Consider the following 14129-nt stretch of genomic DNA (forward strand, 5'->3'; position numbering starts at 1 on the left):
CTCTTTATTAACGCACGATACCGCGCTCTGAGCTTTTAACAAAATCAATCATCAGTTGAACAGCTGGGTATTTTTCAGCGTCTTCTGAAAGCGATTCTATCGCTTCATCAACGCCTAGGCTCTTGCGATAAAACGCTTTATAAGCGCGGCGTACTGCCATTATCTCATCACTTTCAAAACCACGGCGTTTCATACCTTCGGTATTGATTGCTGCAGGGCCTGCTGGCATCCCAATGGTGGTAACAAAAGGAGGTACGTCTTTATTTACACCAGAATACATACCAACAAATGCATGAGCACCAATTTTACAAAATTGATGCACACCTGAGTTACCCGCTAAAATAACCCAATCACCAACATGAACGTGACCCGCTACACTGGCATTATTTGCAAAAATAACGTTATCGCCAATCACCGCATCGTGTGCAACGTGAGTGTAAGCCATAAATAAGTTATTGCTACCTATTTTGGTAACACCTTCATCTTGGATTGTACCGCGATGAATAGTCGCACATTCACGAATAACATTGTTGTCGCCAATAATTAAGCTGGTTGGCTCGTTGTTATATTTTTTGTCTTGGCAGGCTTCGCCCACAGAAGCAAACTGAAAAATATGGTTACCAGAGCCAATAGTAGCAGGCCCTTTAACAACAACGTGAGACTCAATAATACAGTCATCACCAATAACAACATCATTACCGATGTAACTGTATGGTCCAACTGACACATTGTTACCAAGTTTTGCACCCGATTCGATTATTGCCGTAGCATGGATCACAATTAAAACTCTCTTCTAGCACACATGATTTCGGCGCTACACACTGTTTTGCCGTCAACTTTAGCTTCAGCCGCAAATTTCCATATGTTACGACGCTCTTTCAAAAACTTAACATGAAGATGCATGGTATCACCTGGCACAACCGGCTGCTTGAAACGAGCATTGTCTACGGCTGCAAATAGGTAAAGTTCGTTTTCATTACGATTTTCAACCGTTTTAAACCCTAATAGACCCGTTGCTTGTGCCATTGACTCTAATATTAGCACACCAGGAAAAATCGGCTGGTTTGGGAAATGGCCGGTGAAAATGGGTTCATTAATCGATACGTTTTTAATTGCATGTAACGATTCACCAGGGGTGAAATTTATAACGCGATCAATCAGAAGCATCGGGTAACGGTGCGGTAATAAACTTAAAATTTCTTGAATATCAAGGCTATTTAATTCGTTTGCCAAAATAGCATCCTTATTAGTGTTCAACGTTCATGACTTATTCAATGCTTCAAGCGCTTTTAGACGTGACTTCATGTCTGAAAGGTTACGCAAATGAGCAATTGATTTTCGCCATTCTTTGTTAGTCGTATGAGGCATACCGGATGAGTAAATACCCGGTTCGGTGATTGATTTAGTCACCATACTCATACCAGTAATTATAACACCATCACATACAGACATGTGACCGTTAATTGCGGTCATGCCGCCAATCTGGCAATTTTTACCTATGCTGACACTGCCTGCAAGTACAGTACAACCGGCAATTGCAGTGCCTGACTGAACTTCAACGTTGTGTGCTATTTGACACTGATTATCAATAATAACGTTACTGTGAATAATAGTGTCATCGAGTGCACCACGATCTATGGTGGTGCTTGCACCAATTTCGACTTTATCGCCAATGATCACTGAGCCTAGTTGTGGAATTTTAAGCCACTGACCACGTTCATTCGCATAACCAAAACCGTCGCTGCCAATAACAGTATTCGCTTGAAATAAACAGTCTGCGCCAATCTCAACATCATGATAAACGCTCACACTTGACCATAGTTTGGTGCCTGAGCCTATTTTAACACGTTCACCAATAAAACTGTTCGGACCAATTTGTACGTTATCGCCAATCACAGCGTCAGCTTCAATTACAACATTCGCGCCTATGGATGCGCTTTTACTGACTTGCGCACTGGCATGTATAACCGCACTTGGGTGTATACCACTAATGGCACTACGTGGCGTGGTATCCATTAACTGAGCGAGTTTAGCGTAATTCACATACGGATTGGCGACGATGATTTTGTTGCCTGAAAAATAAGGCGTATCCTCAGGACCCAGTATCACAGCACTGGCTTGTGTTGTTTCAAGCTGAGAGCGATATTTCTTGTTCGCTAAAAATGCAATATGCCCAGTCTGGGCATTTGCAAGTGTCGCTATTTTTTTTATTTCTAAAGCGCCATCACCTTGAAGCTCAGCGCCTAGAAGTTCCGCAATTTGCGAAAGCGTATAATTTTGCATAGATTAATTATTTCTTACTTACAGCGTCTACAACTTTTTCAGAAAGATCAGTTACTTCTTTAGGATTAAAGTAAATAGTTGTGTCTTTTACTTTAACTTCGTCGAAGTCGCCTTTTTTAGCAATCTCTTGGATAGTTTCAATGATTAGAGTCTGAACTTTAGCCAACTCTTGATTTTGACGTGCTTTAATTTCTTGCTCTAACGGACGACCCTTTTCAGCAAGGTTTTTTTGCATACCTTGAATTTTATCACGTAATGCGTCTTTTTGATCTTGACTCATTGTGGTGCTTTCACGCTTAAACTTTTCAGCTTCAAAGCGAATATCGCCTTGTAACTTTTCAAGCTCTTGACGACGCTCAGCAAATTCAGTTTGTAAAGACTGTTCAATTTTAGCCATTTGTGGAAGCTGCTTGTAGATTTCTTGCATATCTACAATACCCACTTTATGAGCAAAAGCATTAACTGATGTACCCATCATAAGTGTAGCTAAAACGGCAACAGCTGTTGATTTGAATAATTTTTTCACAAAAAACTCCTTTAGAAAGTGTTACTAATATTAAAACTGATGGTCTTGGTATCGTCATCTTCTTCTTTTTGCAACGGATACGCAAAGCTGATCAGCATAGGACCCATAGGTGAGATCCATTGTAATGATAAACCGGTTGCAACCCTAAAGCGCATTGGGTCTGAATAATCATCTAATTTTGCACGCTCATCAATATCTAAGTTTTGATAGCGATCAACACTGAATTCGGTATCCCATACATTGGCAGCGTCAACAAAGAAACTCGTTCGCACTGAGCTAGTATTTTCTTCATCTAAGAATGGAGTAGGTACAATAAGCTCCATACCTGCCACTGCTTTAGCATTACCACCAATACGACCTTGTGGTATTAGCACGTCAAACTCTGACGCCCCACCAATGTTGCCTGTGGTTGTGCCATCACCTGATGGCGTACCTGGTATTGATTGCGGTATACGCGAAACAGCACGCGGTAAAATGGTATTTCTATCAAAGCCACGTAATTCCATTTCAGTGATACGGTAGTATTCTTGGAACGGTAAAGTTTGATCATAGCCGTTGGTAGAGCCATAACCATTACCATAACCTAATGCAGCACGCGTTGAGAAAACCCAACGATGATCGTTAGAAATCGGCCAGTAAAAACGCGAGTCATAATTTAATTTAAAGTACTGTAAATCAGAGTTTGGCGTTGTGGCTGTTAAGTTTAATGTTTGTCGTGAACCTGCCGTTGGGAATAAACCACGGTTAACTGTAACACGTGACCAACCAACACTTAGCTCGTACTTGGTAAACTCAAAGCCCGCATCTGGATTTTCTGGATCTAAGAAGGTTTCACGTAGTACACGTGTTTGCTCATATTCAGCAATATCTGACAATTGTTCTTCTATCCAACGTGCGCCAAAATTAATACGGTTAATGGCATCAATTGGGAAACCAATGTTTGTCCCTAACCCATAACTTTTTGACTTATAGTCAATCAAGCTAAACTGACTGGCATCGTAGTTACTGTAAAAAATACTGCTGCCCTGCGATACGCCATCCGGCGTAAAGTAAGGGTCGGTATACGACACACTGACACGCTCAGAACCGCGTGAAGTATTAATATTAAAGCCAATTTGGTTACCTGTGCCTAAAAAGTTAGACTCGGTTACACCAATATTAAACTGCAGACCTAAGTATGAGCCATAGGCAAGACCGGCATTGAAGCTGCCCGCAGATTGCTCTTTAACAGTAAAGTCAACGTCTACTTGGTCATCAACACCTGGAACTGGCACCACATTAAAATCAACGGTTTCCATATAAGGTAAACGTTGAATTTGTAGTTTAGAACGCTCTAGGTTTTGATTAGATAACCATGCACCTTCAAGCTGTGTCATTTCACGGCGCAGTACTTCATCAGCCGTGTTTTGGTTACCACCTACAATAATTCGACGAACATACACACGCTTGCCTGGGTCAACCGACAGAGTCAATTGTACTTCTTGGTTCTCGTCATCAATTTCTGGAATCGTACGTACTTCAGCATTGGCGTAACCAAAACGCGCCAAGTAGCTTTTGATAAATTCTTCTGATGAGGTAACCACTGATCCGTTATAAAGCTCGCCTGTACGCAGTGGAATAACACTTTTTATTAATTCTTCACGACCGAGTAAATCACCGATGAAATCAAAGCCTTTCACTTTGTATTTAACGCCTTCGGTAATATTTGCCGTTACATAAACAGACTCACGTTCAGGGCTAACTGATACTTGAGTTGAGTCAATATTAAAGCGTAAATAGCCACGGTCTAAATAAAAGCTGCGAATTTTCTCTAAATCGCCTTCAATGGTTTGTTTTTGATAGCGGTCGCTACCCATAAACTGCCACCATGGTAAGTCTTGCTGCGACTCAACTAGTTGCAATAACTCTTCGTTTGAGAAAAGCTCATTGCCTACTAAGTTAATTTGACGAATGGAGGCTGCATCGCCCTCGTCAAACTCAAGTCTTAATTTAACCCGATTACGTGGTAATTTAGTGACACTGATATCCACTTTTGCATTGTATTTACCAATACTGTGAAAAAATTCAATCAGGCCTTTTTCGATGTTATCGATTACCGTTTTATCAAGCGGCTCGCCTTGGCGAATATCTTGTTGATCGAGTGACTGATTTAACTGCTCATCTTTTATGTCTTTATTGCCTTCAAATTCAATAAAGCTAATGGTTGGACGTTCAGTTACTTTAAAAATAACGTTATTACCATCACGTAACGCTTTTATATTGTCAAAGTGACCAGAGCGATAAAGTGACTTAATTGTTTTTGAAATTGTATACTCATCAACATTGTCGCCCACGTTAATAGGAATATGCGTTAATGCAGCACCAAGTGCAACACGTTGCAATCCCTCAACTTTTAAATCTTCAACAATAAAGGAGTTTTGGCCTAGGGCTGCAAAGCTTGCACCCAATAAACTTGAAACTACCAAATGTTTTTTTATAGCCATTTTATTATCTTTATCCTTTACAACTGTATTACCGCTTAGCATCGAAAATTAAATATTTACGAGCTTTACAATCGTGTTCTAATTTGTCGTTACCACGCTTACATAACTACAAGCGCGATACATCATTGAACAAAGCGAAACATGTTAGAAAAATGAGTAGCAAGGCTCCCACTTTAAAACCAAACTCTTGTGTCTTTTCAGAGACTGGCTTTTTACGAAAAAGTTCAATTATGTAATACATTAAGTGCCCACCATCAAGCACTGGCAGAGGAAGTAAATTAAATACTCCCAAGTTAACGCTTATCAAAGCTAAAAAGCTTAAAAATGCGACTAATCCGTAACTAACACTGGTGCCGGCGCCGACTGCAATGCCGACGGGCCCACTTAGGTTTTTAACCGACACCTGGCCTGTTATTAAGTTACCTATCATGTCAAAACTCAGCGTAATTAAACGCCATGTTTCTTTTGTGCCCAGCACAATACTATCTAGTGGCCCATAATGTCTAGTCTCAACAAAATCATCAGGCCACTGCTCTACAACCGGAGCAACACCTAAAAAGCCTTGTTCAACACCATTACTGACAACTCGGCTGTTTGGGGTCACTATTATTGTTTTTATACTATCTTGTCTTTTTACACTAAATTGTAAGGATTTGTTAGCCGATTGAGTAATAAGATTAACTAATTGCTGCCAACTGCTCATTGTTTCGCCGTTTACAGCTAAAATAACGTCGTTAACCTGTAAATTAGCCTGTTCAGCAGCTGAGTTTTTAGTAATAGCGGCAATAACCAAGGTTGCCTGAGGACGAAACGGTACAATACCTAACGAAGTGAGCGGCGGTACATCTTGTTGATCAAGCTTCCAACCATCTAGGTTAAGCGTTTGCACTGTTTGCTGATAATTTTCGTTACGTAAGGTTACGGCAACGCTTTTATCACCTAAATGAGACATCAAAGAAAAGGTCGCATCTTGCCAATTACTTATGTCGTCATCACCAATTTTAATAATTTGCTGGGTTGGCATAATACCGGCTTGTTCAGCTCGGCTGCCTTCAACAACACTACCCACAACTGGTTTTATGGTTTGCACACCTACCATGTACATCACCGCTAAAGCAAAAATAGCGAACAAAAAGTTCGCCATGGGCCCTGCTGCCACAATGGCTATGCGGGCTTGAACTGATTTAGCATTAAACGATAAATGACGTTGATTGGCAGGCACTTCATCAACACGCTCGTCGAGCATTTTCACGTATCCGCCCAGCGGGATTGCCGCAATAACGTACTCAGTATTATATTTATCGTGCCATTTTAGTAAGGGTTTACCAAAACCAATTGAAAAGCGCAGTACCTTTACACCCGCTTTACGCGCAACCCAAAAATGACCATATTCATGAACGGTCACTAAAATGCCTAGTGCGAGTATAAACGAACCTAAATTCCAAAAAAAATCGAACATATCAATGCACCACTTTTGTTATAAACTGCGCAGCGCTGATGCGTGCTAAACGGTCACACTCTAAAATTTCATCGAGAGTTTTCGCATCAGTAAATTGTGCGGCGTCTAATGTTTGCGCATTCACTTTATAAATATCGGTAAACCTAATCTGCCCCTGTAAAAACGCATTAACTGCAATCTCATTAGCCGCATTAACGGTGGTGGTGGCTCCTTGGCCTGCATCACAGGCTGCAATTGCAAGCTTTAAATTGGGGTAACGCGAGAAGTCAGGTTTGGTGAACGAAAAATCACAAATATCAGAAAAATTTAACGGTTTAACACCCGCATCAATTCGCTCTGGATACGCAAGTGCATGCGCTATCGGGGTGCGCATATCGGGGTTTCCCATTTGCGCTAAAATAGAGCCATCTTGGTATTGCACCATAGAATGGATAATACTTTGAGGATGAATCACCACATCAATATCGCTGGCATCACAGTTAAATAACCATTTAGCCTCAATAAACTCTAAGCCTTTGTTCATCATCGTAGCTGAGTCTACTGATATTTTTTGCCCCATAGACCAATTAGGATGAGCAACAGCTTCACTGACGCTAACGGTGTTAAGGGTATTGATATCACGATTTAAAAACGGGCCACCTGAGCCAGTTAATAAAATTTTGCTAACCCCATGTTGCCCAAGCCTTGCTTGCCCTTGGGTATTTTGTAAAGCACTGGGTAAACACTGAAAAATAGCATTATGCTCGCTGTCGATGGGTAATAAAGTTGCTTGATGCTTTTTAACTTTATCAATGAATAACTGACCCGACATCACCAGTGACTCTTTGTTGGCAAGCAATACTTTTTTGCCCGCTTCAACAGCGCTCAAAGTAGGTAGTAATCCGGCTGCACCGACAATCGCTGACATAACCGTATCAACATCACCATGAGCACAGAGCTCACTCATGGCTTTCTCGCCATGCATTACTTGCGTTTTACTCTCATACTTTAAAAGCGCAGAAAGCTGCTTAGCCGCCGATTCAGATGCCATTACAGCATAACGAGGCTGGTGAGCTATACACAGTTCAGCCATTTTTTTTGCATTTTGTCCTGCGGTCAATGCAAAAACTTTAAATTGCTGTTTGTTTCTTGCAACAACATCTAACGTGCTAAGACCTATCGACCCCGTCGCACCCAAAATAACCAGTTGTTGCACAGCACTCATAAGCTAAGCGTCCAAGCAAAGCAAATAACAAACATCGGTGCTGCCGCAGTTAAACTATCAATACGGTCTAAAATACCACCGTGCCCAGGTAGGCAACTGCCGCTATCTTTAAGTCCCGCTTCGCGCTTAAACATACTCTCAAGTAAATCACCTACCGCAGAAAACAAGGCAATAAACGCTGTCATAACTGCATAAATAGGCCATACAGAGGTATCAACGTTAGTGTAATAACAAAAAGCCAGTACAAATAACACCGCAGCAACCACGCCACCTGCGAGGCCTTCTATGGTTTTATTTGGACTAACTTTAGGCATTAACTTATGTTTACCAAAACTTTTACCTGTAAAGTAAGCGCCTATATCGGCACTCCATACAATGCCTAATACAACTAAAATGAGCATAGAGCCATAGTGAGTAGATTCCGTATATTGCGCACTACGCAGTGTGTTAAGTGCAAGCCATAGCGGTACTAAGGTCAATAAACCAGCAATGCCGCGCATCACAAGCCCTTCGTTCCACCCTTTCGCCATAGCAGGGTAACGCCACACTAAATAACTGGCTACCAACCACCAAGAAAACGACAAGGTAAATAAGTAATTAGCATCGCCTACAAGCTTGCCGTTCTGCCATAGAGTCTCTATGGGCCAATGCAAATTGAGTAACCCTAGTAATACAGCCACTAATAACACAAAGGCGCCACGTTTTAGCTTATCGCATAGTCCCATAAAGGCAGACCATTCCCACGCGCCCATTAATACAATAGCACCCGCAAAATAACTAAATAACGTTAGTGGGGTGTAAAAAACCAAAGCCAGTGCTAATGGCGCTAGCACTAGTGAGGTTAAAATACGTTGTTTTAACAAAATGATGACCCTTAATCTATTTTAGGTTTAAGCGAGTAATTGTTTTATTTGTTCGCCCGTGCAACCAAAACGTCGCTCTCTGGCAACGTAACATGCAATGGCCTCTGCAAAAGCAGCTTCATTAAAATCAGGCCAAAGTGTATTCGTGAAATAAAGTTCAGCGTAGGCTGCCTGCCAAAGTAAAAAGTTACTAATTCTGACATCGCCACCGGTACGGATCAATAAATCAGGCTGAGCTTGATCTGCCATACTCATATGCTGTGCAATATGTTCTTCTGTAATATCTGCTGGGTCAATTTCTCCATTCGCTACTTGTAAAGCAACTTGCTTAGCAGCGTGAGTCATATCCCAGCGACCACCGTAATTTGCAGCAACATTTAAGTGCAGCCCGGTATTGTTCGCTGTTAGTTCTTGAGCTGTATGTACTTTAGCCCGCAAGCTTTCAGAGAATCGAGATAAATCTCCAATGATGGTTAGTTTTACGTTATTTTTATGCAGCTTTTTAACTTCTTTACTCAGTACAAATAAAAAAAGCTCCATAAGTGTATTTACTTCGTCTTCAGGGCGGCGCCAGTTTTCACTACTAAAAGCAAATAAGGTTAACGATTGTATTCCTAATTTAGTACAAAACTGCACGGATTGACGAACTGCATCCACGCCTTTTTTATGCCCATATACACGAGGTCTATTTCTAGCTTGTGCCCAACGCCCGTTCCCATCCATGATGATGGCAACATGTTTAGGTAAACATTGCTGTGAAATTGTATCAGCGTCTAGAACCATAAATTTTGTGTATTCCATAAAAAAACGCCGCCTAGTATACCCCAGACGGCGTTTCAAAACTAATAATTTTAACCTGTACCCGTGATAATAAATCTACATAAAGCAAATAATTATACAGCAAACAACCTTGTATTTACTGATAATCGAGCCAATAGCAAAGAGTAAATACAATCTGTTACCCTTTAAAATCACACAATTAAAGTTAAGTGCGAAGGCATATAAACAACGACTTAGTTACTTCAGTAAAGCTGTTAATCCGAGCCTAGATTAGCAATTAGATTTCCATCAACTCAGCTTCTTTCGCTGTTAGTTGCGTATCCATTTCTTTGATAAACTTATCAGTGATTTTTTGGATAGCATCTTCAGCTTGACGCGCTTCATCTTCAGAGATGTCTTTATCTTTTAATAAGTTTTTAATATCGCCATTTGCATCACGACGAATGTTACGAATAGCAACACGACCGCCTTCTACTTCACCACGTACGATTTTAATTAAATCTTTACGACGTTCTTCAGTCAATGGAGGAAGTGGTACACGGATCACTGTGCCTGCAGACATTGGATTTAAACCAAGGTCAGATGCCATAATCGCTTTTTCAACAGCTTGCGCTAATGACTTATCAAATACACCAATAGCCAATGTACGTGAGTCTTCAATTGTTACATTTGCAACTTGGTTTAACGGTGTTGGTGCGCCGTAGTACGACACCATGATGCCGTCTAAAATTGCAGGATGAGCACGGCCAGTACGAATTTTAGATAATTGACTACCAAGTGCTGCTACACTTTTTTGCATGCGCGCTTGCGCATCTTTTTGAATATCGTTAATCACGGTTTAATCCTAATCTAGTTACTAACTTCATCTGAGGCTTGTGAAGAAATAAGGGTTCCTTCTTCTTCACCCATTATTACGCGTTTTAATGCGCCTGATTTATTCATATTAAATACGCTCAATGGCATATTATGGTCGCGAGCTAATGTAAATGCCGCTAAATCCATTACTTTTAGTTCTTTATCAATAATTTCATTGTAGCTTAAGTGACGGTAAAGTGTCGCATCTGGGTTTTTAACCGGATCATCGCTAAATACACCATCTACTTTGGTTGCTTTAATTACTGTGTCAGCTTCAATTTCAATGCCACGTAAACACGCTGCAGAGTCAGTTGTAAAGAACGGGTTACCCGTACCAGCGGCAAAAATAACAACGCGACCTGTTTTTAATAAGCTAATGGCTTCTGCCCAGTTATAGGCATCACATACGCCATTTAATGGGATAGCTGACATTAAGCGACAATTTACAAATGCACGGTGCAACGCATCACGCATAGCAAGACCATTCATGACGGTTGCAAGCATACCCATGTGGTCACCAACGACGCGATTCATGCCCGCTTCGGCTAATGAGCCACCGCGTAAAAAGTTACCGCCACCAATAACTAAACCCACTTCTACGTCGAGTTCTACGAGCTCTTTAATTTCTTGTGCCATACGATCTAAAACTTTAGGGTCGATGCCGAAGCCTTCGTCTCCCATTAAAGCTTCACCACTTAATTTGAGAAGAACACGTCTAAAAATAGGTTTGCGATTGATAGTCATAGTTTTGGGGCCAACTTTTATTGAATTATGGATAAAAAATAACCGCGCTTATGTTAAACATAAAAGCGCGGTTATTTTAAAGAATTTCTAAGCGTGACGCAAAAGCAAATAGTACTTTAATTGCATGTATTTTCCTTTTGCATCACAAATAGTATGTCTTACTGACCTTTAGCAGCTGCAATTTGAGCAGCAACTTCAGCAGCAAAATCTTCTTCTTTCTTCTCGATACCTGCACCAACTTCCATACGTACAAAGCCAGTAACTGTTGCGTTTTTCTCTTTAAGAATTTCGCCAACAGATTTTTTCGGTTCCATGATGAAAGCTTGACCAGTAAGAGAAACCTCACCAGTAAATTTCTTCATACGACCAACAACCATCTTCTCAGCGATTTCAGCAGGCTTGCCTTCATTCATCGCGATGTCGATTTGTACTTGCTTTTCTTTTTCAACAACATCAGCAGGTACGTCATCTGGCGTTAGGTAGTCTGGGTTTGAAGCAGCAACGTGCATTGCAACGTGCTTAAGTGTTTCTTCATCAGCAACACCCGCAACAACAACACCAATACGCTCGCCATGACGGTACTCAACTAATTGCTCACCAGTGATGTACTGAAGACGACGTACATTGATGTTTTCACCAATTTTAGTTACTAGCTCAACACGGTCTTCTTCAAACTTAGCTTGTAAGTCTTCGATAGATGTAGTGTCAGCGATAGCAGCATCTGCAACTTTGTTAGCAAATGCTAGGAAGCTTGCATCTTTAGCAACGAAGTCAGTTTGACAGTTAACTTCTACAAGTACTGCAACACCCGCGTTTTGCTTGATGATGATAGTACCTTCAGCAGCGATGTTACCTGCTTTTTTAGCAGCCTTTGCAGCACCGCTCTTACGCATGTTTTCAATCGCTAACTCGATGTCACCATCAGTCTCAGTTAACGCTTTTTTACAATCCATCATGCCAGCGCCAGTACGCTCGCGTAATTCTTTAACTAGGGCAGTAGTTACAGCCATTAGTAAATCCTCAAATCTGAAATCAGGTTTAGATAAGCGGGTTACCCGCTCCACAAGAATAGCAAGTCTTCACCTTTAAAAGATGAAGACTTGATGACAGCTAATTACTCAGCTTCTACGAAGTCATCTTTTTCAGCTTGAGCAACGATGTTACTCTCACGGCCTTCAGTGATCGCAGCTGCAACAGCACTAGTGTAAAGGTTGATTGCACGGATAGCATCATCGTTACCAGGTACGATGTAATCAACACCGTCTGGGTTAGAGTTAGTATCAACGATTGCAACAACTGGGATACCTAGGTTGTTAGCTTCACGGATAGCAATGTGCTCGTGGTCAGCATCGATTACAAAGATAGCGTCTGGAAGGCCACCCATGTTTTTAATACCACCAAGGCTTTTTTCAAGCTTGTCCATTTCACGAGTAAGCATTAACGCTTCTTTCTTAGTTAACTTCTCGAAAGTACCGTCTTGGCTTTGAGCTTCAAGGTCTTTAAGACGCTTGATTGATTGACGAACTGTTTTCCAGTTAGTCAACATGCCGCCTAACCAACGGTGGTTAACGAAGAATTGATCGCTTTGTAAAGCAGCTTCTTTTACTGCTTCGCTTGCTGCGCGCTTAGTACCAACGAAAAGAACTTTACCTTTGTTTGCAGCAGCACTAGATAAAAACTTAAGTGCAGTGTTGAACATTGGTACAGTTTGCTCAAGGTTGATGATATGTACACGGTTACGTGCGCCGAAGATGAAAGGCTTCATCTTAGGGTTCCAGTAACGTGCTTGGTGACCAAAGTGAACACCAGCTTGAAGCATATCGCGCATTGAAACGTTTGCCATTTTGTAAATCCTCTAAGTTGTTTAGGGTTAGGCCTCCACATATCCCATAGCACCAACACCGCAGTTAAATGAAACTGAAATGCACCCAAGTGTATGTGACGATACGTGTGTGTGTTAAAATAAAATTGTGTTTGCCTTAAATACAAAAAATCATTTAAGAATTTATTTGTAAAAAGACGGCGCGCTTTATACCATATTAAAATTAAATACTCAACGTCTCGTGCAAAAATTGTGCGACGATAATCATCTAAAAACGCAACTTTGGAGCCTCAATGAGCGCTGTGATTAAGACCCCTGAAGAAATCGAGAAAATGCGTGTAGCCGGCCGTTTGGCTGCTGATGTGCTAGAAATGATCGAACCACATGTGGTACCAGGTATCACCACCGATGAGTTAAATACAATTTGTCATGATTATATTGTTAATGTGCAAGATGCTGTACCTGCTCCTCTTAATTATCATGGTTTTCCAAAATCAATTTGTACCTCGGTAAATCATGTAATTTGTCACGGAATTCCGAACGACAAAGCATTAAAAGACGGTGACAGTGTCAATATTGACATTACTGTTATTAAAGATGGTTACCATGGTGATACTTCAAAAATGTTCCATGTTGGCACACCTAACATTCAAGGCAAACGCCTTGCAGAAGTGACCCAAGAAAGCCTTTACCTTGCCATTAAAATGGTAAAACCGGGTGTTCGCCTTGGTGATATTGGCGCAGCTATTCAAAAATATGCAGAGAGCTTTAATTACTCTATCGTACGTGAATACTGCGGGCACGGTATTGGCAGTGAATTTCATGAAGAACCACAGGTAATGCATTACGGAAAACCAGGTACAGGCGAAACATTAAAAGCCGGTATGTGTTTAACAATCGAGCCCATGGTCAATGCAGGCAAACGCCAATGTAAATTACTAAAAGACGACTGGACTGTGGTAACAAAAGACCGTAGTTTATCAGCTCAGTGGGAACATACCTTACTGGTAACTGAAAATGGTGTTGAAATTTTAACACTACGATCAGATGATACTATCGATAGAATCATCGAGCACTAATAGTAGTGTGTGCTTAATCATAGTAATAACA

14 protein-coding genes are annotated in these 14129 nt (G+C 41.1%); 1 reads left to right on the top strand and 13 read right to left on the bottom strand.

Going from position 1 to position 14129, the window contains the following annotated elements; all coding sequences use genetic code 11:
• Nucleotides 1–7: 7 nt before the first annotated feature.
• The 13 genes from lpxA to rpsB all read right to left on the bottom strand — a co-directional run bounded on the left by lpxA (nt 8) and on the right by rpsB (nt 13040).
• Nucleotides 8–778 (bottom strand): acyl-ACP--UDP-N-acetylglucosamine O-acyltransferase, encoded by a 771-nt coding sequence (gene lpxA / locus CWC14_RS00140; RefSeq protein WP_138560621.1) that lies wholly within the window; start codon nt 776–778, stop codon nt 8–10.
• A 2-nt stretch (nt 779–780) separates the two neighbouring features.
• The gene (fabZ, locus tag CWC14_RS00145) at nt 781–1233 is read right to left on the bottom strand and encodes a 3-hydroxyacyl-ACP dehydratase FabZ (RefSeq protein ID WP_138560623.1); all 453 of its coding nucleotides are present in this window, start codon (nt 1231–1233) and stop codon (nt 781–783) included.
• Nucleotides 1234–1260: 27 nt separating this feature from the next.
• Nucleotides 1261–2283 carry a UDP-3-O-(3-hydroxymyristoyl)glucosamine N-acyltransferase gene (gene lpxD / locus CWC14_RS00150; RefSeq protein WP_076922210.1) on the bottom strand — a complete coding sequence of 341 codons (1023 nt, stop codon included), beginning with the start codon at nt 2281–2283 and terminating at the stop codon, nt 1261–1263.
• A gap of 7 nt (nt 2284–2290) precedes the next feature.
• Entirely contained in the window at nt 2291–2809 is a 519-nt protein-coding gene (locus CWC14_RS00155) for an OmpH/Skp family outer membrane protein (protein ID WP_076922209.1), read from the bottom strand.
• A gap of 11 nt (nt 2810–2820) precedes the next feature.
• Complete coding sequence (gene bamA, locus CWC14_RS00160; RefSeq protein WP_138560625.1) at nt 2821–5292, bottom strand: outer membrane protein assembly factor BamA; 2472 nt, start codon at nt 5290–5292, stop codon at nt 2821–2823.
• A gap of 106 nt (nt 5293–5398) precedes the next feature.
• Nucleotides 5399–6751 carry a sigma E protease regulator RseP gene (rseP, locus tag CWC14_RS00165; protein WP_138560627.1) on the bottom strand — a complete coding sequence of 451 codons (1353 nt, stop codon included), beginning with the start codon at nt 6749–6751 and terminating at the stop codon, nt 5399–5401.
• A gap of 1 nt (nt 6752) precedes the next feature.
• Nucleotides 6753–7955, bottom strand: coding sequence for a 1-deoxy-D-xylulose-5-phosphate reductoisomerase (gene ispC, locus CWC14_RS00170; protein ID WP_138560629.1), 1203 nt, complete (start codon nt 7953–7955; stop codon nt 6753–6755).
• Nucleotides 7952–8818 (bottom strand): phosphatidate cytidylyltransferase, encoded by an 867-nt coding sequence (locus CWC14_RS00175; RefSeq protein WP_054202414.1) that lies wholly within the window; start codon nt 8816–8818, stop codon nt 7952–7954. The genes ispC and CWC14_RS00175 overlap by 4 nt, the downstream gene beginning before the upstream one ends.
• Nucleotides 8819–8845: 27 nt before the next feature.
• Nucleotides 8846–9619 carry an undecaprenyl pyrophosphate synthase gene (gene uppS / locus CWC14_RS00180; RefSeq protein WP_076922206.1) on the bottom strand — a complete coding sequence of 258 codons (774 nt, stop codon included), beginning with the start codon at nt 9617–9619 and terminating at the stop codon, nt 8846–8848.
• Between the two features lie 256 nt (nt 9620–9875).
• Nucleotides 9876–10397 carry a ribosome recycling factor gene (gene frr, locus CWC14_RS00185; RefSeq protein ID WP_013465428.1) on the bottom strand — a complete coding sequence of 174 codons (522 nt, stop codon included), beginning with the start codon at nt 10395–10397 and terminating at the stop codon, nt 9876–9878.
• A gap of 50 nt (nt 10398–10447) precedes the next feature.
• Nucleotides 10448–11197 carry a UMP kinase gene (pyrH, locus tag CWC14_RS00190; protein WP_016899281.1) on the bottom strand — a complete coding sequence of 250 codons (750 nt, stop codon included), beginning with the start codon at nt 11195–11197 and terminating at the stop codon, nt 10448–10450.
• Between the two features lie 158 nt (nt 11198–11355).
• Nucleotides 11356–12207 (bottom strand): translation elongation factor Ts, encoded by an 852-nt coding sequence (tsf, locus tag CWC14_RS00195; RefSeq protein ID WP_010388114.1) that lies wholly within the window; start codon nt 12205–12207, stop codon nt 11356–11358.
• Nucleotides 12208–12311: 104 nt separating this feature from the next.
• Nucleotides 12312–13040 (bottom strand): 30S ribosomal protein S2, encoded by a 729-nt coding sequence (gene rpsB / locus CWC14_RS00200; protein ID WP_024601804.1) that lies wholly within the window; start codon nt 13038–13040, stop codon nt 12312–12314.
• Nucleotides 13041–13312: 272 nt separating this feature from the next.
• On the opposite strand from rpsB, the gene map reads away from it, so the two are divergent.
• Nucleotides 13313–14098 (top strand): type I methionyl aminopeptidase, encoded by a 786-nt coding sequence (gene map / locus CWC14_RS00205; RefSeq protein ID WP_008467527.1) that lies wholly within the window; start codon nt 13313–13315, stop codon nt 14096–14098.
• The last annotated feature ends 31 nt before the right edge of the window (nt 14099–14129 follow it).

This window comes from Pseudoalteromonas sp. S3260, from assembly GCF_005886925.1.
GTDB lineage: Bacteria > Pseudomonadota > Gammaproteobacteria > Enterobacterales > Alteromonadaceae > Pseudoalteromonas > Pseudoalteromonas tetraodonis.